General features: G+C 61.2%; 25 protein-coding genes. 14 read left to right on the top strand and 11 right to left on the bottom strand.

The window, feature by feature from the left end:
• The first annotated feature begins 44 nt into the window (after window positions 1-44).
• The 4 genes from HY17_RS12640 (at window position 45) to HY17_RS12625 (ending at window position 2,258) form a co-directional block, all read left to right on the top strand.
• Complete coding sequence (locus HY17_RS12640; protein ID WP_034766979.1) at window positions 45-659, top strand: TIGR02466 family protein; 615 nt, start codon at window positions 45-47, stop codon at window positions 657-659.
• A gap of 13 nt (window positions 660-672) precedes the next feature.
• Window positions 673-975 (top strand): putative quinol monooxygenase, encoded by a 303-nt coding sequence (locus HY17_RS12635; protein ID WP_034766977.1) that lies wholly within the window; start codon window positions 673-675, stop codon window positions 973-975.
• 97 nt (window positions 976-1,072) lie between these two features.
• On the top strand, window positions 1,073-1,603 hold the full coding sequence (gene ppa, locus HY17_RS12630) for an inorganic diphosphatase (RefSeq protein WP_034766975.1): 531 nt from the start codon (window positions 1,073-1,075) through the stop codon (window positions 1,601-1,603).
• A gap of 25 nt (window positions 1,604-1,628) precedes the next feature.
• Window positions 1,629-2,258 (top strand): LysE family translocator, encoded by a 630-nt coding sequence (locus HY17_RS12625; protein WP_034766973.1) that lies wholly within the window; start codon window positions 1,629-1,631, stop codon window positions 2,256-2,258.
• On the opposite strand, the gene HY17_RS12620 is transcribed toward HY17_RS12625, so the two are convergent.
• A complete protein-coding gene (locus tag HY17_RS12620) occupies window positions 2,255-2,878 on the bottom strand; it encodes a carbonic anhydrase (RefSeq protein WP_034766970.1) in 624 nt (207 codons plus the stop codon). The two genes, HY17_RS12625 and HY17_RS12620, sit on opposite strands and share 4 nt — an antisense overlap.
• 169 nt (window positions 2,879-3,047) lie before the next feature.
• Between HY17_RS12620 and HY17_RS12615 the strand changes: the two genes are divergently transcribed.
• Together HY17_RS12615 and HY17_RS12610 are read left to right on the top strand one after the other, a co-directional pair.
• Window positions 3,048-3,647, top strand: coding sequence for a TetR/AcrR family transcriptional regulator (locus HY17_RS12615; RefSeq protein WP_034766967.1), 600 nt, complete (start codon window positions 3,048-3,050; stop codon window positions 3,645-3,647).
• Window positions 3,648-3,745: 98 nt separating this feature from the next.
• Window positions 3,746-4,798 carry an acyltransferase family protein gene (locus HY17_RS12610; RefSeq protein ID WP_034766965.1) on the top strand — a complete coding sequence of 351 codons (1,053 nt, stop codon included), beginning with the start codon at window positions 3,746-3,748 and terminating at the stop codon, window positions 4,796-4,798.
• A 10-nt stretch (window positions 4,799-4,808) separates the two neighbouring features.
• On the opposite strand, the gene HY17_RS12605 is transcribed toward HY17_RS12610, so the two are convergent.
• Window positions 4,809-5,357, bottom strand: a complete 549-nt coding sequence (locus tag HY17_RS12605; protein WP_051600051.1) for a DUF1465 family protein — start codon at window positions 5,355-5,357, stop codon at window positions 4,809-4,811.
• Between the two features lie 62 nt (window positions 5,358-5,419).
• Window positions 5,420-5,608, bottom strand: coding sequence for a DUF1192 domain-containing protein (locus HY17_RS12600; protein WP_034766963.1), 189 nt, complete (start codon window positions 5,606-5,608; stop codon window positions 5,420-5,422).
• A gap of 53 nt (window positions 5,609-5,661) precedes the next feature.
• On the opposite strand from HY17_RS12600, the gene HY17_RS12595 reads away from it, so the two are divergent.
• Both HY17_RS12595 and HY17_RS12590 read left to right on the top strand, forming a co-directional pair.
• On the top strand, window positions 5,662-6,666 hold the full coding sequence (locus HY17_RS12595; RefSeq protein ID WP_233348783.1) for an NAD(P)H-quinone oxidoreductase: 1,005 nt from the start codon (window positions 5,662-5,664) through the stop codon (window positions 6,664-6,666).
• 162 nt (window positions 6,667-6,828) lie between these two features.
• Complete coding sequence (locus HY17_RS12590) at window positions 6,829-7,500, top strand: DUF1013 domain-containing protein (RefSeq protein WP_034766961.1); 672 nt, start codon at window positions 6,829-6,831, stop codon at window positions 7,498-7,500.
• A gap of 147 nt (window positions 7,501-7,647) precedes the next feature.
• On the opposite strand, the gene HY17_RS12585 is transcribed toward HY17_RS12590, so the two are convergent.
• From HY17_RS12585 to HY17_RS12575, 3 genes are read right to left on the bottom strand one after another with little or no spacing between them, the layout of a single operon-like run.
• On the bottom strand, window positions 7,648-8,172 hold the full coding sequence (locus tag HY17_RS12585) for a Smr/MutS family protein (protein WP_034766958.1): 525 nt from the start codon (window positions 8,170-8,172) through the stop codon (window positions 7,648-7,650).
• 9 nt (window positions 8,173-8,181) lie between these two features.
• Entirely contained in the window at window positions 8,182-9,405 is a 1,224-nt protein-coding gene (locus HY17_RS12580; protein WP_034766956.1) for a murein transglycosylase A, read from the bottom strand.
• A 60-nt stretch (window positions 9,406-9,465) separates the two neighbouring features.
• Window positions 9,466-10,053: a Tim44/TimA family putative adaptor protein gene (locus HY17_RS12575; protein ID WP_233348781.1), complete on the bottom strand. Its 588-nt coding sequence runs from the start codon at window positions 10,051-10,053 to the stop codon at window positions 9,466-9,468.
• 153 nt (window positions 10,054-10,206) lie between these two features.
• On the opposite strand from HY17_RS12575, the gene secB reads away from it, so the two are divergent.
• The gene (gene secB, locus HY17_RS12570; RefSeq protein ID WP_034766952.1) at window positions 10,207-10,719 is read left to right on the top strand and encodes a protein-export chaperone SecB; all 513 of its coding nucleotides are present in this window, start codon (window positions 10,207-10,209) and stop codon (window positions 10,717-10,719) included.
• Here secB and dnaQ read toward each other — a convergent pair.
• From dnaQ to HY17_RS12545, 5 genes are read right to left on the bottom strand one after another with little or no spacing between them, the layout of a single operon-like run.
• On the bottom strand, window positions 10,707-11,408 hold the full coding sequence (gene dnaQ, locus HY17_RS12565) for a DNA polymerase III subunit epsilon (protein ID WP_034766950.1): 702 nt from the start codon (window positions 11,406-11,408) through the stop codon (window positions 10,707-10,709). The genes secB and dnaQ overlap by 13 nt on opposite strands.
• Entirely contained in the window at window positions 11,405-12,013 is a 609-nt protein-coding gene (gene coaE, locus HY17_RS12560) for a dephospho-CoA kinase (protein ID WP_034766948.1), read from the bottom strand. Before coaE ends, dnaQ begins: the two co-directional genes overlap by 4 nt.
• The gene (gene aroE / locus HY17_RS12555; RefSeq protein WP_034766947.1) at window positions 12,010-12,825 is read right to left on the bottom strand and encodes a shikimate dehydrogenase; all 816 of its coding nucleotides are present in this window, start codon (window positions 12,823-12,825) and stop codon (window positions 12,010-12,012) included. The genes coaE and aroE overlap by 4 nt, the downstream gene beginning before the upstream one ends.
• Window positions 12,822-13,418, bottom strand: a complete 597-nt coding sequence (locus HY17_RS12550) for a Maf family protein (RefSeq protein ID WP_034766946.1) — start codon at window positions 13,416-13,418, stop codon at window positions 12,822-12,824. The genes aroE and HY17_RS12550 overlap by 4 nt, the downstream gene beginning before the upstream one ends.
• The gene (locus tag HY17_RS12545) at window positions 13,415-14,257 is read right to left on the bottom strand and encodes a pyruvate, water dikinase regulatory protein (RefSeq protein WP_034766945.1); all 843 of its coding nucleotides are present in this window, start codon (window positions 14,255-14,257) and stop codon (window positions 13,415-13,417) included. Before HY17_RS12545 ends, HY17_RS12550 begins: the two co-directional genes overlap by 4 nt.
• Before the next feature lie 341 nt (window positions 14,258-14,598).
• On the opposite strand from HY17_RS12545, the gene hemE reads away from it, so the two are divergent.
• From hemE to mnmE, 5 genes are all read left to right on the top strand, one after another.
• Entirely contained in the window at window positions 14,599-15,636 is a 1,038-nt protein-coding gene (hemE, locus tag HY17_RS12540) for a uroporphyrinogen decarboxylase (protein ID WP_034766944.1), read from the top strand.
• Between the two features lie 2 nt (window positions 15,637-15,638).
• Window positions 15,639-16,709 carry a ferrochelatase gene (gene hemH, locus HY17_RS12535; RefSeq protein WP_034766942.1) on the top strand — a complete coding sequence of 357 codons (1,071 nt, stop codon included), beginning with the start codon at window positions 15,639-15,641 and terminating at the stop codon, window positions 16,707-16,709.
• 13 nt (window positions 16,710-16,722) lie between these two features.
• Window positions 16,723-17,151 (top strand): CopD family protein, encoded by a 429-nt coding sequence (locus tag HY17_RS12530; RefSeq protein WP_034766940.1) that lies wholly within the window; start codon window positions 16,723-16,725, stop codon window positions 17,149-17,151.
• 158 nt (window positions 17,152-17,309) lie between these two features.
• Window positions 17,310-18,599, top strand: coding sequence for a transcription termination factor Rho (rho, locus tag HY17_RS12525; protein WP_369802201.1), 1,290 nt, complete (start codon window positions 17,310-17,312; stop codon window positions 18,597-18,599).
• Window positions 18,600-18,615: 16 nt separating this feature from the next.
• Window positions 18,616-19,941, top strand: a complete 1,326-nt coding sequence (gene mnmE / locus HY17_RS12520; protein ID WP_034766938.1) for a tRNA uridine-5-carboxymethylaminomethyl(34) synthesis GTPase MnmE — start codon at window positions 18,616-18,618, stop codon at window positions 19,939-19,941.
• Window positions 19,942-19,973: the final 32 nt, after the last annotated feature.

Here is a 19,973-nt window from a genome sequence, read left to right as displayed (position 1 = left end):
GCCCCGCCGGCCAGTCCGGCGGGGTCTTTATTTTTGGTTCCGACATGACACTCAAGACCCTGTTCCCCACCTTCGTGAAAGAGGCAGCCCTCGGCACAGAAGCACTGCGCACCGAACTCGAAGCCGTCTGCTGGCTGCTGGAAGACGAGGACACAGCCGGCAACGACTGGTGCGACGAACAGGGTTATGACGGCTACACGTCCTACGCGTCGCTGGATGACCTGCCAGAACGCTTCCCAGAGTTCGCTGCACTGAAAGACCTGCTCGACCAGAAGGCTGGAGAATTTGCCCGTGAGCTGCACTGGGACATGAACGGCTTCCATCTGGAACTGGATGCGCTCTGGGTGAACATTCTCGGCGAAGGCGGCAGCCATTCCGGCCATATCCATCCGGGCAGCGTCATTTCCGGCACCTATTATGTCGCCGTGCCCGACGGCGCCGGCACGCTGAAGATGGAAGACCCGCGCCTCACCTTCATGATGGGCGCGCCTCAGCCAGCAGACGACGCGCCGGAAACCGCGCGCCGTTTCGTCTATCTGGAACCCAAGGAAGGCCACGCGCTTTTCTGGGAATCCTGGCTGCGCCATGAAGTCATGCCGAACCGAGCCGAAGAGCCGCGTGTGTCGATCAGCTTCAACTATGCCCTGATCCGAAACTGAGGAAGTTCCGCCCATGATCATCGTCACCGGCAGTGTCCACACCCAGCCCGAGACAGCGACAGAGCTCCTTGCCTTGTGCCTTGAACACTGCGCCCGCTCGCGCGCCGAAGACGGCTGCATCGCCCACAATGTTCACGCCGATTGCGATGATCCTGCCCGTCTGGTCTTCGTCGAATACTGGCGCGACATGGGTGCGCTGAAAGCCCATTTCGCGCTGAAAGAGAGCCGCAATTTCGTCAAAGCCGCCCGCCGCCTGTCTGCTGGTGGAACGCCCATGCGGATCTTCAAGGCGGAAGAAGTAAAGGCAGAGGGCTAAGACATTAGTCGTCTGCGGCAACGCCGCCCTTGACGTTCAGGTCTCAAAAGGCCATCGCCACGCGAACTCTCACTTCCTCCCTAAGCGAGCGCAGACAATGGACCTTTCAAAGATCAGCGCGGGCCAGAACCCGCCGGATGACCTCAACGTTCTGATCGAAGTGCCCCTCGGCGGCGACCCGATCAAATACGAGATCGACAAGGATTCCGGCGCCATGTTCGTCGACCGCTATCTCTACACCGAGATGCGCTATCCCTGTAATTACGGCTTCGTCCCGCATACGATGAGCCTCGATGGCGACCCGATCGATGTCATGGTCGTTGGCAACCGCCCGCTGGTGCCGGGCTCCGTCGTGCGCGCCCGCCCGGTCGGCGTTCTCATGATGACGGACGACAAGGGCCCAGATGAGAAGATCCTCGCCGTGCCGCACCCGAAGCTGACGGCCTACTACGACAAGATCGCGACCTATCACGATCTGCCGCAGACGCTTTGTGACAAGATCGCTCACTTCTTCACGCACTACAAAGATCTCGAACAGGGCAAATGGACCCGGATCGAGGGCTGGTATGGCATCGAGAAGGCCCGTGAGCTGATCGATGCCGCCGTAAAGCGCGGCACCGAGAGCTGATCCTCTAACCCTGACGGGGGCCTGAATGGACCTTTCGGTCTGGATTGCCCTGGTTGCCCTGTTCATTGCAGGCGGCCTGACCCCCGGCCCGGCTGTCATGCTGGTGATGAGCACCTCGCTGCGCTATCGCGCGCCGACGGCGCTCATCCCGGCCCTCGGCGTTGCCGCTGCAAACCTGATCTGGATTTCGCTGGCCGCCGGCGGCATCGCAGCCTTTGCGGCGCAATTCCCGGTATTGCTCAACGGGCTGAAGATCGCCGGGATCTGCTTTATCGCCTGGCTCGCCTGGTCTCTGGCCATGGCGGACCCGTCGAGCCCCCATGCCAGCGCGAAGGACGCCCCGCCGCGCGGAAAGCTGTTCGCCCGCGGCGTCGGCCTGCAGGTGCTGAACCCCAACGCGCTGGTCTTTTTCGGCCTGCTCTTGCCGTCCTATTTCGACATGACCCACCCGGTCGTACCGCAGACGCTGATCATGATGGCCACGATCACCGTGTGTGAAATGACCGGTCTGACGCTCTATGCCTGGTTGGCGGACGGCATGAACCACCATTTCGAATCGCCCGCCTTTACCCGCTGGTTCAATCGCGGGGCGGCGCTCGCCATGCTGGCATCAGCCATTTTTGCTTCAGTTTCGACGTTTACGCCGCACACTTAGCGGTCGACCACCTCGAACCGGCCGGTTTTCGTATTCCGCCAGTGCAATTCGCCATGTTTGATCGCAAACCAGGCGCCGTGCAGTTCCAGCTCGCCTGCGCTGACGGCTTTTTCCACGAAGGGGAAGCTCATCAGATTCTTGAGGGAGGTTTCGATCCCTTCTAGTTCCAGCGAGAATTGCGGATTGATCGACCCGGATTCGAGCACCCGGTCGCGCGCCTCATCGAGCAGCGAGACCCACGGGGTCACGAATTCGCCGATCAGCGGGTTGTCTCCACCGGCAAGTGACGCCTGCACACCGCCACAGCCGCCATGCCCCATCACTACGATGTGTTGTACCTTCAACACGTTCACCGCATATTCGAGCGCCGAGCTGACGCCGTGCAGCTTTCCGTCCGGCATGTAGGGCGGCACGAGATTGGCGACGTTTCGCACAACAAACAGCTGGCCGGGCGCCGCAGAAAAGATGTCAGAAGGCTCCGCGCGGCTGTCCGCGCAGGCGATCAGCATGATGGCCGGGCTCTGGCCCTCGCCCAGTTCGCGATAGAGGGCCGCTTGTTCAGAATAGACTCCGCCGCGGAAGCGTCTGTAGCCTTCAATTAGCTCTTCAATCGATTTCATGATTTCAATCCAGTTTCCAAGCCTGTTCCTGCCGGCGCTTCTCTATTGCATACTGCAGAAGTCGCCAATGTGAATCGGACATTGTTTACGTGTTTGGCCTAGTTTCAGGAACGAAGCCCCCGCAGTAACGCCGCAAGTGCCGCCTAGTTCCGCAAGGGAGACCATTCGAATGTCGACAGACGCCAGCGTGAAGAAGACTTCCCGCAAAGGCCCTTCGCGCAGCGAGGAGTCCCGCGCCGCCATCCTTGAAGCCACCCGTGCCGAACTGGCCGAAAGCGGCTGGCGGACTTTCAGCGTGGATGCCGTGGCCAAGCGGGCAAGCGCCTCGAAGCAGACGATCTATCGCTGGTGGCCGTCCATCGGCGCCATGTGCGTGGATGCGGCGCTGGCGCTGGTTCCGGACAGCCCCGATGGCGGACGCGATCCGCAGGAACGTATCGCCACGCTGATTGTCCCGCTAGAAGCGGCGGCCCGTACCGGAAATGGCCATGCAGTGCTGCGCGGCGCGCTGATGGCGGCGGCGGACGACCAGCATGCCGGCGAGGCCTGGCGCGCCTGGATGAGCCGCGACATCCGCCAGCCGATGCGAATGGTCCTTGCCGAACTGGCGGCAAAACGTGTGATCCGGCGCGATTTCGACCTGGATGAAGTGATCGAACAGCTGCTCGGGCCGCTCTGGCACCGGATCTGTGTGCTCCGCGCCCCGGTGAAAGAGGGCTACAGCGTGCAGCAGGCCCGATACGCCCTGCGCGTCTATTCGACGATCTGACACGTCAAAACCGGCTGAATCGCCTCCCTTCCGGACAAGCTTAATCCCTTCCTGCACGAATCTTGCAGCGGGTTTCCCCAAACAGGGAGGAGCCCCCCATGCACGCCGGACGGATTGCTTGGATCGATCACGTAAAAGGCCTTGGTATCATCCTCGTGGTGATGTCGGTCGCCGCGCTCGGTTTTGGCGCGCCCGATGGGGGATCCAACTGGATGCTGGGTGTTGCGGCATGGGCAGATCCGTTCGTCGTTCCGGCTTTTTTCCTGATTGCGGGCCTGTTCCTGCACCGCTCCCTTTTCGGATCGGCCCCGGCCTATTTTGACCGCAAGCTGCTGCGCCTCGTCTATTTCTTCACCCTTTGGCTAGCCATTGAGACGGTGATCCTGAACGCGGGCGCCTTCACCCGCGGCCCGGCGGAACTTGCGCGCATCTACCTTTCCGGCTGGATCGCGCCGCACAGCCCGCTCTGGTTCCTGCAGCAGCTTGCTCTCTTCTATCTCGTCACGCGTACCATCCGGCGGCTGAAAGCCCCGCGCGTGCTCGCCGCAGGGGCCTTGTTGCAGATGCTGGCCGCAGCGGGCCTGTTCCAGACCGGCTGGTCCGTGGCCGATCATTTTGCCAGTAATTACATCTTCTTCTACGCCGGCTATGCCGGGGCATCGCTGGTCTTTTCCTTTGCGCAGAGCGCGACCACGCGCTGGCGGGACATTGGCTGGGCCCTCGGTATCTGGGCTGGTGTGCACACAGCCTTTGTCGCCATGGGGATTGCCGGCCTGCCGATCGTCTCGCTGATCCTTGGCTTTGCCGGCAGCTTTGCCCTGATCGGTATGGGCGTTCTTCTTTCAACGCTGCCCGCCGCACACTTCATCGGCGATGCGGGCCGCCAGTCCATGGCCATCTATCTCGGCTTCTTCATTCCGCTTCAGGCGCTGGTGACTCTGGTACAGGCAAGCGGCATCTTCGCGGATGCCGGGGCGGCCAGCCTCGCGGTTGCCGCCGCCGCGCTGATGATCGCGCTCGGCATGCATCGTCTGGCGATGGAGACGCCGCTGCGGATGCTATATGTCCGCCCCCGGATTTTCAGGCTGAAGCGCTCTCAGACCTCGCAGCGCGGCACCTTGCTGGTTTCACCGACGCAGCCAGACGCATGACAATTGGCGCCTAGCGCCCGCGGTTCCACACCATGAGCGGATCGAAGGCGCCGGTTTCGGCGGCCTTCTGGAGCTGCGCGATCTGCTCCGACACCGGGTTTGCCCCGTTCGCCCTGGCCTGCACACCATAAAGCGCTTCATCAAGACGGCAGATCTGCTCGAACAATGCCTCTGACCGGTCCACCAGTTCCAGGAAGCGCACCGGCAGGCCCCTGCCCTCCTGCGCCTTCACGTCGAGCGGTGGATCCTCTCTCCGTATGCGGTATTTCTTGGCAGCAGCGTCGTCTCGTTTCATCTCGCCGTCGCGCACAGCCTTCTGCATGACCAGCCAGCTCGCCGCCTGCATCAGGCGCGTCGTCAGCTCCATGCTCCAGGCGGCATAGGTCAGTCCCGGCTCACGATCCAGCGTCTTGGCATGTTCGCGGCCCGGCCCGTCCAGATAGGTGGCGGTTTCCTCGACCAGCGCCATACCGCGCGTGAAGACGGTATCGAACAGCTTGCCGCCGGTGAACCCGTCCGACATGCTCATGCCTTCGTCCTGCGACTGTTCCGCTGCCATAAATCTGTCCCTGACGCTCTGGACACCAACACGTGCTTTACCATGGCGACGTTTATGTCCGCTTAATCCCCGCCGCCACCAAACAACGCATCGGCTGCTGATTTCTGGGCGCGTTTCTTCTCGATTTCCCGTTCGCAGGCGGCAATGCCGTCTTTCAGCTGCACAATGCGCGCTTCCAGCTCGTCCACCGACATCTGCTCCAGCGTCTGCGGTGTGTTCACGAGGATTGGCTCTTCATCCGAAATTGCCATCACCGCCTCCCGATCAGTCTCTTGGGGTTCATCAAAGCAGAAACTGCCCTTACATGCGACTCCTCAACACGGGAGTCATGCACATGGGCGAGACGATGAAAGCCGTCGAAATCGAAAAGGACGGGCCGCTTTACCTCGCGGACCTGCCAAAGCCGGAACCGGGCGAAAACGAGGTTCTGGTAAAGACGGCCTTTTCCGGCCTGAACCGCGCGGATCTCGTCCAGAGAGCCGGCGCCTATCCCCCGCCGCCTGGTGCCTCGACCATCCTCGGCCTGGAAATCTCCGGCACGGTCGAAGCTGTCGGCAGCGGTGTTACGCGCTGGAAAGCGGGCGACAAGGTCTGCGGTCTTCTGGCTGGCGGCGGCTATGCCGAATATGTCGCCGTCGATGAGGGCTCCCTCTTCCCGGTGCCGGAGGGCATGAGCCTCGACCAGGCCGCATGCCTGCCGGAAGCGATGATGACGGTCTGGGCCAATGTGTTCGACCGTGTCGGCCTGAAGGCCGGGGAGAATTTTCTATGCCATGGCGGCACATCAGGCATCGGCGTGATGGCCATCCAGATGGCAAAGGCGGCAGGCGCCGCGAAGATCTTCGCCACGGCCGGGACGGACGAGAAATGCCAGCTGGCCACCAGCCTCGGCGCGACCCGCGCGATCAACTACAAGACCGAGGATTTCGCCGAGATCGTCAAAGCCGAAGGCGGATCCGACGTCACGCTCGACATGGTCGGCGGCGATTACATCCAGAAGAACATATCCGCGGCCAATCCGGACGGGCGGATCATCAACATCGCTTACCAGAACGGCTTCCAGGCGAACGTCAATTTCGCCCCGGTCCTGATGAAGCGCCTGACGCTGGCGGCCACGACACTGCGGGCCCGGCCTCTGCCGGAGAAAAAGCGTATCCGCGACGCGGTCGAAGCCGATTTCTGGCCGCACATAGCCAGCGGTGCGATCATTCCGGTGCTGCAGAAAGTCTTCCCCGCCGCAGACGCCGAACAGGCCCACCAGCTGATGGCCTCCGGCACCCATTCCGGGAAAATCCTGCTGTCCTGGTAAAAAAGGCCAAATTTACAGACCCCTGTGGCTGATGCCTTTCCAATACAGGGCAGCTGTACTATAGAAACGGGCAAGGTTCAGCACGCGCCTGACCTCAACCGCCCGGCACGACGTGCCGGGCGGCTGCATTTCAGGCGGCGTAAAAACAACAGGGAGAGCCTCATGTCCGAAGTCCTCATGCCGAAGGCCACCGCCGTCTGGCTGCTCGACAATACCAGCCTCACCTTTGCCCAGATCGCGGATTTCTGCGGCCTGCACCACCTTGAAGTCAAAGGCATCGCCGATGGCGACGTGGCCGAGAACATGCGCGGCGTCGACCCGATCGCCGGCGGCATACTCTCGCGCGAGGAAATCCAGCGCGGCGAGAATGACGAGAGCTACCGCCTGAAAGTGGCAGAGTCGAAAATCGCCCACATCCCGCAGCCGAAGCGCAAGGGCAGCCGCTACACCCCGGTCATCCGCCGCCAAGACAAGCCGGACGCCGTGGCATGGTTCATCCGCAACCACCCGGAAGTCTCCGACGCGCAGATCTCCAAGCTGATCGGCACCACCAAGTCGACGATCAACAATGTACGCGACAAGAGCCACTGGAACTCGCCGAACATCCGCCCAGTCGACCCGGTGACGCTCGGCCTCTGCACCCAGATCGAGCTCGACGAAGTGATCGCGAAATCGGCCGAAAAGCGCCGCAAGATGGAAGCCGAGAAAGCCCTGCGCAGCGAGGGTCCGGGCCTCGCCCCGGCCCAGGACGATCCGGACGCCTACGACACGTCGGAAGAAGACGCCGCGAAAAAAGACGTCTCCGCCGACGACGTGTTCCGCGACTTCAGCTGATCCGGGCATACCCGTCCAAAAAGAAAGCCGGCGCTCTTCGGGTGCCGGCTTTTTTCATGTCCGCCTGAGTCTGCGATAATCCGGATAAGTCCGATATAGTCATGACGCGGTCCGGTTTGGTCCGGCAATGCACATGCGTGATCCGCGCTAAGTCTGCCTCAGGAACACATACCAGGCACCCGACCCGCCATGTCGCAGATGCGCTTCGGAATATCCGGACACGAGCGCCCGCGCCGCAGGCATCTCCAGCCAGCGCAGGAAGTTGCGGCGCAGGACGCCCTCCCCGCCTTTCCCCTTGCCTGTAATAACCAGCACACAGCGCGCGCCTTCCGCCTGTTTCCGGGCGAGGAATGCCGGCAACGCCGCATCGGCACTGATTTGGGTATGACCATGCAGATCGAACCGGCCAGCCAGTTCCAGCTTTCCCCGGCGCACGCGCTTCTCGTTAGCCCGGTTCTGCGGCACCGCTGGAGATTTTACCGCTTTCGGCATGGGCTTTTCCGGCGGTGCGGGTGGCGGTTTCGCCTTGCCATGGCGCAGCACCGGCTCGCCATGCTCCAGCGCGTCGATGAAGGTTTCAATATCTTCCGTCTTCGGACCGATCGGCTTCACCGTCCGCGCAACGCGGGCCCAGGCGCGGGCTTCATCAGGGGTCAGGCGACGGTGGCTCATGCCCGCCCCTTACGGCGCCGGCGGGATCATGTCGAGGCTGGCATAGCCTTCGGTCCGCATCCGCTGCGCCACGGCACGCGGCAGGAAAACCCAAAGGCGCCCTGGCGCATTCATCGTTCCGGCGCGGTCTCCCGCTTCGGTGCCCGTGCCGAAATAGATGTCGCCGCGCACGGCGCCCTTGATCGCGCCGCCGGTATCCTGCGCCACCAGCATGCCAGACCAGCCCCCGCCGAGGCCCGGCGCAGTGGTCTGCACAAACATGGGCACGCCAAGTGGATGAAGGCTCGTATCGACAGCCATCGAGCCAAGCGGTGTCAGCGGAACACCTTCCGCGCCGACGGGCCCTAAAGCAGGGTCGCCTTCCGCTTCAGCCCTGAAGAACACAAAGCGCGGATTCTGGTTCATCGCCATTCGCGTCTCCGCCGGCCCGGCCCGGTTCATCCAGGCACGGATGCCCTGCATGCTGGCCTCCCCGCTGGAGATGCGTCCGGTACGGATCAACCAGTTAGCGGTCGATTTGAACTTGTGCCCATTATGCGCCGCATAGACCGCGCGCATAGTCGTGCCATCCGGGAAGGTCAGCCGACCGGAGCCCTGGATCTGGAGGAAGAACACATCGGCCGGATGGGCATAAGCAATTGCCTGAACACCCGACGTCGTGATCTGGGCCCGCGAGGGATAGGGCCGCGTTGTGCCGTTCGGCAGGCGCTGCAACGGCTTGCCATTGTTCGGAATGAGGTCAGACGGCAAGGCCGGGACGGGTTCGGTGAAGGGCGGTGTCGGCGTCCGGCGCGCCTCATAGGTCGGTTCGAAATAACCTGTGAACTTGCGCGCGCCATCCGGCGGGATGATTTCGATCGGCACAAAGACCTGTTCGATCAGGGCGCGGGCTTCATCGTCGCTGCGGGCCGCGGAGAGGGCGCCGCAAGGCTCGGCCCAATCTTCCACCCGCCCAGCCCAAGGTGCAGCATCGGAAAGATAAGCTGTGATCTCCAGGCCGGAAAACTTTTCGCATGAGCGCTTGAACGCGCTGACTGCCGCTTCGAGTCTGGCAGCAGGCCAGTCAGGCAGGTCGGAAAAAGCAGCAGGCGTTTCCCATGCCGGAAGTTGCGGAGGTGCGGCCGGCAGTGGCGCTTCAGGCGCCGGAGGCGTGATCACCTTGATCGGTGCAGGCTGGGTCTGACAGGCGGCCAGCAGGATCAGGAGGATAAACGAACGGAAACGCAGCCACATGCACGCTTTATGGCGTGCTTCCGGCTGAAGTGTCACCCGGAAATGTTGTGCCGGCGGGCCCTAGTTGGCGACTTCGACGTCGTCCAGAATCCAGTTTGGATCATCTGCCCGGACATTGCGCATGAAGGTCCAGATTTCCTTCGCAGTACGCACCATTTCACCATCGCCCAGTTCGGCTTCGTAGCGAACCGCAACCCGCGCGATGTCCCCGTCCAGTTCTGCGCTTTCGATCTCCGCCTTGCGGATGCGCAGCAGCTCAAAGCCCGGCTGGTCCGGCGTCCGTTCGGAAATGGCCGCATCCCAGGCTTCGTAAACATCGTCGTCCAGCATGGGGCGGAGCTTGTCACGATCGCCGCGGGCAAAGGCCGAAACGATGATTTCATACGCTGCGCGAGCGCCTCTCATGAATGCAGGTGTGCTGAAGCTGCGATCGACATTGTAGATTTCTTCGAGTCCGCCTGCAGCCGGACCGGTGAATATCGGCTTATCTGCATGGGCCATTGCATCATCGCGGGTTTTCGCCTGGTTGGGCGCTTCATCGCCAGCAGTTGCCGGGGACGGCCGCTTCACGGGATTGTCATTGTCGCCCTTGCCGAGCGCAAAATACAGGCGCGACAGGACAAACAGCGCAACTGCTGCCAGGATCATGACTTGCATCACGGGGTCCATTGGTGGTGGCGTGTCCTTGCATTCGTGTTCACTCAACCCCCAAGATAGGGCCGACAGGCTGGAAGTGCCAGTGATCATTGCGCGTTAAGGGGCCGCATGCTAGCGCCCGCCCGGTAGAGTTGGGAGGTAGACATGACTGATACAAGTGCGCCGCAAGCACCAAACCAAGGCCAGAACGGCGCGACCCCGGCGGGTCTGCGCGTGCTCGGCCAGTATGTGAAGGACCTGTCCTTCGAGAATCCGGGGCATCCAGCGGTGCAGTCCCAGCCGAATATCGATCTTGGCATCGATGTCGGCGCAACCCCGCATGCCGACGGAAACGGGCTTTACGAAGTCTCGCTGAAATTGTCGGCCAAAGCTGTCGCAGACGGCACGGTGCTTTTCATCACCGAGCTCGACTATGCCGGCCTGTTCCAGCTTCAGAACGTGCCGCAGGCCCAGCTTGAGCCGCTGCTGCTGATCGAATGCCCGCGGCTGCTGTTCCCGTTTGCCCGCCGCATCGTGGCAGAGATCACGCGCGAAGGCGGTTTCCCGCCCCTGCTGATCGATCCCGTCGATTTCGTGCAGCTTTATCAGCAGCAATACCGCCGCGCGCAGGAAGCCGCCGCCGCTTCAGGCCAGGCGCCGCCCGCTCAGGACGCGTAACGCTTCCAGAAAGCTTCATCGCCAAGGTCGCTCACGAACGCCTCGTGGGCGGCTTTTTCATCCTCGGTCAGCCGGGATGCGAGCGATTTGGGACGCTGGCGCGCAGGCTGGAACTCTTCCACGATTTCGGTTTCGACGACGGCCTCAAACGAAAACGCCCGGGCCCGTCCGCCCATGAGCTCCAGGTACACCGCCGCGAGCAGCTGGCTGTCCAGCAGAGCCCCGTGGAAGGTCCGGCTTTCCAGCGAGATGTCGAAGCGCTTGCAAAGCGCGTCGAGGCTGGCGGGTGCGCCGGGGAACTTACGGCGAGCCATCGCCGCCGTGTCCACCCATCGGTCATCCGGAATCGGGTCCCGCCCGCACCGGCCCAGTTCCATGTTCAGGAATGACCGGTCAAATCCGGCATTGTGAGCAACCAGCGTGGCGTCGCCGATGAACGCCAGAAACGCATCGATCACTTCCGGCGCCTCAAACGGTGGCGCATCCTTGAGGTCATCATCGGTGATGCCGGTGATGCGAACCGTATCCGCGGACACTTCCCGGCCCGGATTGATCAGCGTCCGGAAAGTGCGGCCCGACGGGATGTGGTTGATCATCTCGACAGCGCCGAGCTCGATGATCCTGTCGCCCTCATTGGGGTTGAGGCCCGTGGTCTCGGTATCGAAAGCAATCTCGCGGATCTGACTCATGCATTGTCCCCTGCGGCCTTGCGATTCATCAGGGCTACTATGGCGCGAACATGATCGCGTGCAAACTCGAACCCATGCGCTGTCGACAGGATAAAATCCGCTTTGGCGCGCTTTTCGGCATCCGGCACCTGGCGCTTCAGAATGGCTTCGAAGGTTTCTTCCGTGACGCCCGGACGGGAAAGAACGCGTTCGCGCTGCACTTCCGGCGGCGCTGAAACGACGAGTACATAGTCGCAATAGCCTGACCCGCCGGTCTCGTAGAGCAGCGGAATATCCAGGACCGCAAAGGCCGCACCCGATTTCCGGGCGGCTTCCCGGAAATCCTGCTGCGCGGCGCCGGCAAGCGGATGGACGATGCTTTCCAGCCGTTTCATCGCCGCAGAATCGTTCAGTACGCGTTCGCGCAGCAAAGTGCGGTCGATGGCGTCTTCGACCTTTACACCGGGAAAGGCCGCTTCGACCGGGTCCACAGCCGCGCCGCCCTTTTGGTAGAGCTGGTGGACAGCCGCATCGGCATCATAGACCGGCACGCCCTCATCCCGGAACAGCGTGGCTGTGGCAGATTTCCCCATTCCGATGGAACCTGTGAGGCCGAGGATGATCACGTCGTTACCTCCACGAGCTTGCGGCAATGGGCCAACGCTTCCTTGGTGTCCGGCAAAACACCGAACCAGTGTTCAAAGCTGTACGCTGCCTGCGCCACCAGCATGCCAAGCCCGTCCATCGGCTGCCAGTTCTTGGCCAGCGCCTCTGCCCGGATGGCCGCAGCGGGCTTGCCGTAAGAGATGTCGTAGAAATACTGGCCGGTGGCTTCCGGCAAGTCGAGGCTTTTACCTGAATGCCCAAGGCTGAGCGTGTTGATCACGACATCGGCCGTCGCCGCTTCAGAGATTCCCTGTTCCAGTGAGCAGATATCCGCGGTGATGCCCGTCTCGGAAACCAACGTTTCCGCACGTTCGCGGGTCCGGTTCGCGATGGTAATCTCGGCGCGCAGGTCCATCAGGCTGATGGCGACCGCGCGGGCAGAACCACCGGCCCCCAGCAAGGTCACCCGGCATCCGGCCACTTCGATACCGGCATCCAGCAAGCTACGCACAAAGCCGGGCGCATCCGTGTTCTCGGCGCGCCACCCCCCCTGCTCCCGGCGTATCAGCGTGTTTGCGGCACCGATGCGGCGCGCGATGTCGCTTGTTTCATCTGCCAGCTCCAGCGCATCTTCCTTGTGCGGAAGAGTGATGTTGAAGCCGAGGGCGTTGCGTTTCGAAAGCGTTTCGAGCGCACTTCCAAGATTTCCGCGCTCAACCCGCAGCGCTTCATAGCTCGCATCGAAGCCGTGTTCGCGGATCCACATATTGTGGATCACAGGAGATAGCGAATGCGAGACCGGATCGCCGATCACACCCAGCAGCCAGGTCATGACGGCAGCACCCCCCGGATGCGGAGATAATCAAGCAATGGCAGCAATGGCAGGCCGAGAATGGAGAAGTAGTCCCCCTCGATCTTGTTGAAGAGCTGCGCGCCGAGGCTCTCCAGTTGGTAAGCACCGACAGTGGACAGAAGCGCCTCGCCCACCTGCTCGACATATTGTTCGATGAAGTCCTCGCTGAGCGGGCGCATGGTGAGCCGTGGCCGTGCGAGGTGTCTCCAGACAGGCTGGCCGTTTTCACATACGACAATGGCCGTCTCGAGCGTATGCGCCTTACCGGACAGTTTGCGCAGATGATCGCGTGCCCCATCCAGGTCCTTCGGCTTGTCGAAAGCTTCGTCACCGAGGGCGAGCATCTGGTCTCCGCCGATGACAAGCCCCGGCTGGCGCTGGGATATCTTGATGGCTTTCAGTTCAGCAAGCCGCATGGCCTGATCGCGCACGGGAAGGCCTTCGGCGCGCAACCCGGCTTTCATTGCATCTTCATCGACGTTCGGGCGAACAGCTGTGGCATCCACACCAGCAGAGGTCAGCAATCGCCGGCGGCTTTCGCTGCCGGACGCAAGAATCACTTCAAGACTCACAGATGCCCCCGGCGTTCGTTCAGCATGTTCAGAATTGCGGCGGCCGTTTCTTCGACCGAGCGGCGGGAGACATCGATCGTCCGCCACTTGTTGCGCTGGAACAGGCGGTTGGCCTGGGTCACTTCATCGCGCACGGCGTCTTCGTCGGCATAGATTGTGTGCTCGTCCTGATTCAATGAGATCAGACGCGCGCGGCGGATCTGCACAAGACGTTCAGCGCTGATCTTGAGCCCTACAATCATTGGGCCTTTGTCGCCCATCTTCTCTATGTGTGGCGGGAGCTGCACCCCTGGTACAAGCGGAATATTCCCGGCACGGACTTTCCGGTTGGCGAGATACACACAGGTTGGCGTCTTGGAGGTCCGGCTTACGCCCAGCAGGATCACATCGGCGCCGGTCAGGCTTTCAACATTCTGGCCGTCATCATGCGCCAACGTGAAATTTATCGCCTCCATGCGTTCGAAATAGTCTTCGTCCAGCGCGTGCTGTCCGGCGACTTTCTGGTTGGCCGAAATGCCGAGGTGGCGGCTGAGCATGGCAATGGAGGCGTCCAGCACCGGCAGTGTCGGAATGGATTTCTCGCGGCAGAAAGATTCCAGCCGTCCGCGCAGAACCTCGTCAGAGATTGTGTACCAGACCACGCCGGGCGCGGCTTCGATCTCACGCATCACGCGTTCCAGCTGGCGTTCGGACCGGACAAGGTAATAATTGTGCTCCAGCGCCTGCACATTCTCGAACTGGGCGCAGGCCGCGCGCTGGATGGCGTTCAGTGTCTCGCCCGTGGAATCGGAGACGAGATGCACATTGAAATAGATGCTGGGGCGTTGGGACCGAGTCATGGTCTCCTTGTCTTGCCGAGGTTTGGGGATTTCACAAGACCTGTGACTCGCCTGTGGATAGCGCTTTTTGTCCCGCTGGAATCACAAAAATCCCACAGGTGGGGGAATCCGACTCCGCGGAATCACCTTCCGTTCCGGCCTGTGACTCCAATTGGCCCGTTTACGTTTGGTTAACTATTGAATCCCGGGTGTTAAGACCCCCTTAATCCTGTCTGCCAACCTGTGACTCCTGTGTGGAATTCTCTGGACAAATCCGCACATCACCCTTTTTCCCACGGACTCACCGTCTAATAGTCATAAGCGCCCTGACGGGCTTGTTTTTTGTTTTTGGGAAAATTGCCATGGGCACCGATGGATCGAAAAAATTGCTTCAGGTTCTCGGTGGAGAGCGATTTGAACAGCCACCAGTTTGGATGATGCGCCAGGCTGGGCGGCACTTGCCCGAATATCTTGAGCTCCGGTCCCGGGCGAAGAATTTCCTCGACTTCTGTTACACGCCTTCGATGGCAGCTGAGGCGACGCTTCAACCCATTCGCCGCTACGGGATGGATGGAGCGATCCTGTTTGCCGATATTCTGCTGATCCTGGACGCGATGGGATTGGGCGTGAAATTCGAAAAAGGCGTTGGTCCGCTGGTAGAACAGATTTCCGGACCGGCTGACCTCGACCGCGTACCGGCTGTCAAAGCGGCCGACAGATTGTCTCCCATCTATGAAACCGTGTCCCGTGTGCGAGAGGGCCTGCCGACGGAAACAGCATTGATCGGGTTTGCCGGGTCGCCCTGGACGGTCAGCCTTTATGCCATCGAGGGGCGCGGAAAGACCGACAAGTCCGATGCCTGGCGTTGGGCACATGGCCGGCCGGAAGATCTGGCAGCGGTCATGGACAAGGTTGGCGAAGCGACGGTGGAGTATCTCGCCCGCCAGGTGGAAGCCGGTGCCGAAGCGCTGATGCTGTTTGACAGCTGGGCAGAAGGCCTGCCGGACAATATTTTTCGCGAAGTCATCATCGCACCAACCAAGAAGCTGGTCGCCCGCCTCCGCGAGCGCGGTGTAACCGTGCCGGTGATCGGTTTCCCGAGGGGCGCAGGCGTCATGCTGGAAGCCTATGCCAAGGAGACCGGCGTGACCGCGGTCGGGCTCGACACGGCGGCTGTGCCTTCCTTCGTGAATTCTGCGCTTCCAGCTGACATGCCGGTTCAGGGCCATCTCGATCCCCTGCTACTGATCGAAGGCGGTTCGCGCCTGGACGACCGGGTACGGGAATTGATGGCAGCTTATTCCAACCGCCCCCATATCTTCAATCTTGGCCATGGCGTCCGTCCGGAGACGCCAATCGTAAACGTCGAGCGCGTTCTGGAGATTCTTCGGGGAGGATGAGTATGGGCCGGAAAATCGCCGTCGTATTGTTCAATCTGGGTGGACCGGACAAGGCAGAGTCTGTCCGTCCATTCCTGAAGAACCTGTTCCGCGATCCGGCCATCATCACTGCACCGCTGCCAATCCGATGGTTCCTGGCGCGGCTGATCTCGCGCACGCGGGCCCCAAGCGTGATCAAGAATTATGCGATGATGGATGCGGGCGGCGGGTCTCCCCTTCTCCCTGAAACAATGGAACAGGCTGAAGCGTTACAGGCAGAATTGGCGAAGCGGCTACCAGAAGACGAGGTGCGCTGTTTCATCGCCATGCGCTATTGGTATCCATTCACTGAGCAGGCTGCGAAGGATGTGAAAGCCTGGGGCGCGGATGAAGTCATCCTGTTGCCGCTCTATCCACAATTCTCCACGACGACGACGGGGTCCTCGCTGACAGCCTGGAAGAAGGCTTACAAGGATCCGGTCCGGACCGTTTGTTGTTACCCGTTTGAGGAAAACTTCGTTTCGGCTCACGTCGAGCGGATCATGCAGGCCTGGGAAAAAGCCGGCCGGCCGGAGAATGTCTCCCTGCTCCTGTCCGCGCACGGTCTGCCGGAAAAGATCGTGAAAGACGGAGATCCCTATCAGTGGCAATGCGAAACCATGGCGGAGATGATCACGGGGCGTGTGCCGCGTGATTGGGAGGTCACTGCCTGCTACCAGTCCCGGGTTGGCCCACTGAAATGGATCGGCCCGCCGACCGAGGAAGTGATCGCCGAGAAATCGAAGGCCGGGAAAAACATCCTGATCGCCCCAATCGCCTTCGTGTCGGAGCATATCGAAACCCTGGTCGAGCTTGGCGAAGAGTACCGCCTCGTTGCGGAAGAACATGGCGCAGCGAGCTATACGCGTGTCGAGGCGCTGGGCACTCATCCGGAATTCATTTCCATGCTGGCTGGCGAAACGCTGGAAGCGCTGGGCATGAAAACGCCAATGCGTTCCTGTGGCGGCGACCGGCTCTGCCCCCATGAGTTCAGCGGATGTCCACACAAACAGCCAGTCCGCAAAGCCGGCCAGGCAATCAATCCGCAATCCTGAAGGATCGGCAGATATGCTCTACAACTGGATCAAGTCCGCACATTTGATCTTCGTCATCGCCACGATGGCGAGCCTGATGATTTATCCGCGCTACAAGATCCACCAACTGGCGAGCCAGCCTGGCGAACCCCTGTTTGAAACCATGAAGTCTGCTGCCAACAGGCTGCGCCTGATCGTCATGAACCCTTCGATTATCCTGATCTGGGTATTCGGCGGGCTTATGTTGTGGATGAACCCGGCCCTTCTGTCTCAGCCGTGGATGCATGTGAAACTGTTGTTCGTGACCCTGATCACCGCCATGCACGGTTACTATGTTTATGTTGGCAAGCGAATTGACCGCGGTACGTCGAAAGTGTCTGCGAAGACTCTGCGCATGCTGAACGAAGTGCCGTTCCTGATGATGATTGTCGTTGTGATCATGGTCCTGGTTCGACCGCTCTGACCGAGCCGGTTGCGCGCGAACTCTTGACGAACAGGGCATCCTGAGCCCATAAGCCCGTCAATCCGGTGCACAGTCCTTGTGCCTTGCGACATCTTTCCCGTCGCCCGGGCCTCCCAAAATCCGTCTCCCGCAGACCCCTACAATTGGAATCCATCGGCATGGCCTCTTCGATGCTCGACAACGTCACAAGCGTGACTCTTCGTGAACTCAAAGCGAAGTCTCCGGAAGAGCTGCTCGCCTACGCGGAAGAACTGGAAGTCGAGAACGCCTCCTCGATGCGGACGCAGGATATGTTGTTCGCAATCCTGAAGGAGCTGGCCGACAGCGAAGTGGAAATCACTGGCCAGGGCGTGCTGGAAGTCCTGACCGATGGCTTTGGCTTCCTGCGCTCACCGGAATCCAACTACCTACCCGGCCCGGACGATATCTATGTCAGCCCGGAAGTTCTCAAAAAGGGCAATATCCGTACAGGTGACACGGTCGAAGGGCCGATTGTGGCCCCGCAGGACAGCGAGCGTTACTTCGCCCTGACTGACGTTTCGCGGATCAACTTCGAAGAACCGGACAAGGCCAACAAGAAAGTCCACTTCGACAATCTTACGCCGCTCTATCCGGAAGAACGCCTGCGCATGGAAAGCCAGGATCCGACCCGGAAAGACCGTTCCGGCCGCGTCATCGATATCGTCGCGCCGATCGGCAAAGGCCAGCGCGCCCTGATCGTTGCGCCGCCGCGGACCGGTAAGACGGTGCTGCTGCAGAACATAGCGTCGGCCATCGAAGAGAATCACCCGGAATGCTACCTGATCGTCCTGCTGATCGACGAGCGACCGGAAGAAGTGACAGACATGCGCCGTACGGTGAAGGGCGAAGTTGTTGCTTCGACCTTTGACGAGCCGGCTACCCGCCACGTCCAGGTCGCCGAAATGGTGATCGAGAAGGCCAAGCGTCTTGTTGAGCACAAACGCGACGTCGTGATCCTGCTCGACTCGATTACGCGTCTTGGCCGGGCCTACAACACGACGGTCCCCTCCTCCGGCAAGGTCCTGACCGGCGGTGTCGACGCCAACGCCCTGCAGCGGCCGAAGCGTTTCTTCGGTGCCGCGCGGAACGTCGAAAACGGTGGGTCGCTGACCATCGTCGCAACCGCTCTGATCGATACGGGCAGCCGGATGGACGAAGTCATCTTCGAGGAATTCAAAGGCACCGGTAACTCCGAAGTCGTGCTCGACCGGAAGATTGCCGACAAGCGGACCTTCCCGGCCATCGACATCATGAAGTCCGGAACGCGGAAAGAAGAACTCATCACGCCGCAGGACCAGCTGTCGAAGATCTATATCCTTCGCCGTATTCTGGGACCGATGGGCACAAACGATGCCATCGACTTCCTGATCGACAAGCTGCGTCAGACGAAGACGAACGACGAATTCTTCGAAGCGATGAAAAACTGATCGGAGGCGTTTGGTCATGAGCGAGCGCGACACGATCTGCGCCCTCGCTTCGGGCCAGCCCCCGGCCGCCATCTGCATTCTCCGTCTGTCGGGCGACCGCGTCTGGAAAATTGCCGGCGCCCTGCTCGAGTGCGGGTTGCCGGAACCGCGCCATGCCACTCTCACCCGGTTTCGCGATGAAGACGGAAACCTGATTGATGAGGGCCTCGCCCTGTTCATGCCGGGGCCGCATTCCTACACAGGCGAGGACACGCTGGAGCTCTATCTTCATGGTGGGCCCGCAGTGATCAAACACTCACTTGAGGCGCTGTCCCGGCAGCCTGGGGTTCGCCTGGCGGAGCCTGGAGAGTTCACACGCCGCGCCTTCGAGGCTGGCAAGCTGGACCTGACAGAAGCTGAGGGCGTGGCCGATATCATCGAGGCCGAAACGGAAGCGCAAAAAGCCCAGGCCCTGCGCCAGCTGACAGGCGGCCTGACAGAGACCTATGATCGCTGGCGCGCAGAGCTGACAGGTGTGCTCGCGCTGATCGAAGTCATGGTCGATTTTCCGGACGAAGGCGACACGCCGGAAGACACGGTCCGGCCGATTCTCGACAAGCTGGATCTGATCATCGCTGAGCTCGAAGATGCACTCGGCGACCGGGGAATTGGCGAAAAGATCCGGGATGGGTTCCGCGTCGCGATCGTGGGACCGCCGAACGCTGGCAAGTCTTCCCTGCTCAACCGGATCGCCCGGCGTGAAGCGGCCATCGTGACAGATATTGCCGGTACGACCCGGGACGTTGTTGAAGTCCGTCTGGTGCTTGGTGGACAGGTCGTCTGGCTGGCGGACACAGCAGGCCTCCGAAAGACAGCAGACGTCGTTGAAGCGGAAGGTGTACGCCGGGCAGAGCGTGCAGCACGCGAAGCAGATCTCCGCATTCATGTCATCGATGGCGCCAATCCTGCCACGCCAGCAGGACCCGTTGAAGATCTGGATATCGTCGTCTTCAACAAGGCCGATCAACGGTCAGGAGCGTCGGCACCAGGGGGTGCCCTGCTCGTCTCGGCAGCGACCGGTGAAGGGATTGAAAAACTCGAATCCCTGATCGGAGCATTTATCTCCAACCGCGCCGCCTCCGTAGAAGCCCCGGTCATTACACGGGCACGGCACAGGGAGAAACTGAGCGCCGGTCTCGCCAGTCTGGTTCAGGCGCGCCAGCTGTTGGAAGACGATATGGGCGCCGAACTTGCAGCCGAAGATGTGCGCATGGCCCTGCGCCAACTGGGCGCCGTGATCGGGACGGTTGGTGTTGAAGATATTCTGGGCGCTGTCTTCTCCCAGTTCTGTATCGGCAAATGACCCCTAGGGTTTAGCGGCCCCCGGCGTTATAT

This window comes from Hyphomonas sp. CY54-11-8, from assembly GCF_000682735.1.
Lineage (GTDB): Bacteria > Pseudomonadota > Alphaproteobacteria > Caulobacterales > Hyphomonadaceae > Hyphomonas.
Note: the sequence above shows the minus strand (reverse complement) of the source record. Positions and strands in the feature narration are given on the sequence as shown.

Bases quoted from the DNA above. Each gene is read 5' to 3' on its own strand.
- HY17_RS12640 (WP_034766979.1), top strand. From the start codon at position 45: ATGACACTCAAGACCCTGTTCCCCACCTTCGTGAAAGAGGCAGCCCTC.
- HY17_RS12635 (WP_034766977.1), top strand. From the start codon at position 673: ATGATCATCGTCACCGGCAGTGTCCACACCCAGCCCGAGACAGCGACA.
- ppa (WP_034766975.1), top strand. From the start codon at position 1,073: ATGGACCTTTCAAAGATCAGCGCGGGCCAGAACCCGCCGGATGACCTC.
- HY17_RS12625 (WP_034766973.1), top strand. From the start codon at position 1,629: ATGGACCTTTCGGTCTGGATTGCCCTGGTTGCCCTGTTCATTGCAGGC.
- HY17_RS12620 (WP_034766970.1), bottom strand. From the start codon at position 2,878: ATGAAATCGATTGAAGAGCTAATTGAAGGCTACAGACGCTTCCGCGGC.
- HY17_RS12615 (WP_034766967.1), top strand. From the start codon at position 3,048: ATGTCGACAGACGCCAGCGTGAAGAAGACTTCCCGCAAAGGCCCTTCG.
- HY17_RS12610 (WP_034766965.1), top strand. From the start codon at position 3,746: ATGCACGCCGGACGGATTGCTTGGATCGATCACGTAAAAGGCCTTGGT.
- HY17_RS12605 (WP_051600051.1), bottom strand. From the start codon at position 5,357: ATGGCAGCGGAACAGTCGCAGGACGAAGGCATGAGCATGTCGGACGGG.
- HY17_RS12600 (WP_034766963.1), bottom strand. From the start codon at position 5,608: ATGGCAATTTCGGATGAAGAGCCAATCCTCGTGAACACACCGCAGACG.
- HY17_RS12595 (WP_233348783.1), top strand. From the start codon at position 5,662: ATGCGACTCCTCAACACGGGAGTCATGCACATGGGCGAGACGATGAAA.
- HY17_RS12590 (WP_034766961.1), top strand. From the start codon at position 6,829: ATGTCCGAAGTCCTCATGCCGAAGGCCACCGCCGTCTGGCTGCTCGAC.
- HY17_RS12585 (WP_034766958.1), bottom strand. From the start codon at position 8,172: ATGAGCCACCGTCGCCTGACCCCTGATGAAGCCCGCGCCTGGGCCCGC.
- HY17_RS12580 (WP_034766956.1), bottom strand. From the start codon at position 9,405: ATGTGGCTGCGTTTCCGTTCGTTTATCCTCCTGATCCTGCTGGCCGCC.
- HY17_RS12575 (WP_233348781.1), bottom strand. From the start codon at position 10,053: ATGATCCTGGCAGCAGTTGCGCTGTTTGTCCTGTCGCGCCTGTATTTT.
- secB (WP_034766952.1), top strand. From the start codon at position 10,207: ATGACTGATACAAGTGCGCCGCAAGCACCAAACCAAGGCCAGAACGGC.
- dnaQ (WP_034766950.1), bottom strand. From the start codon at position 11,408: ATGAGTCAGATCCGCGAGATTGCTTTCGATACCGAGACCACGGGCCTC.
- aroE (WP_034766947.1), bottom strand. From the start codon at position 12,825: ATGACCTGGCTGCTGGGTGTGATCGGCGATCCGGTCTCGCATTCGCTA.
- HY17_RS12545 (WP_034766945.1), bottom strand. From the start codon at position 14,257: ATGACTCGGTCCCAACGCCCCAGCATCTATTTCAATGTGCATCTCGTC.
- hemE (WP_034766944.1), top strand. From the start codon at position 14,599: ATGGGCACCGATGGATCGAAAAAATTGCTTCAGGTTCTCGGTGGAGAG.
- hemH (WP_034766942.1), top strand. From the start codon at position 15,639: ATGGGCCGGAAAATCGCCGTCGTATTGTTCAATCTGGGTGGACCGGAC.
- HY17_RS12530 (WP_034766940.1), top strand. From the start codon at position 16,723: ATGCTCTACAACTGGATCAAGTCCGCACATTTGATCTTCGTCATCGCC.
- rho (WP_369802201.1), top strand. From the start codon at position 17,310: ATGGCCTCTTCGATGCTCGACAACGTCACAAGCGTGACTCTTCGTGAA.
- mnmE (WP_034766938.1), top strand. From the start codon at position 18,616: ATGAGCGAGCGCGACACGATCTGCGCCCTCGCTTCGGGCCAGCCCCCG.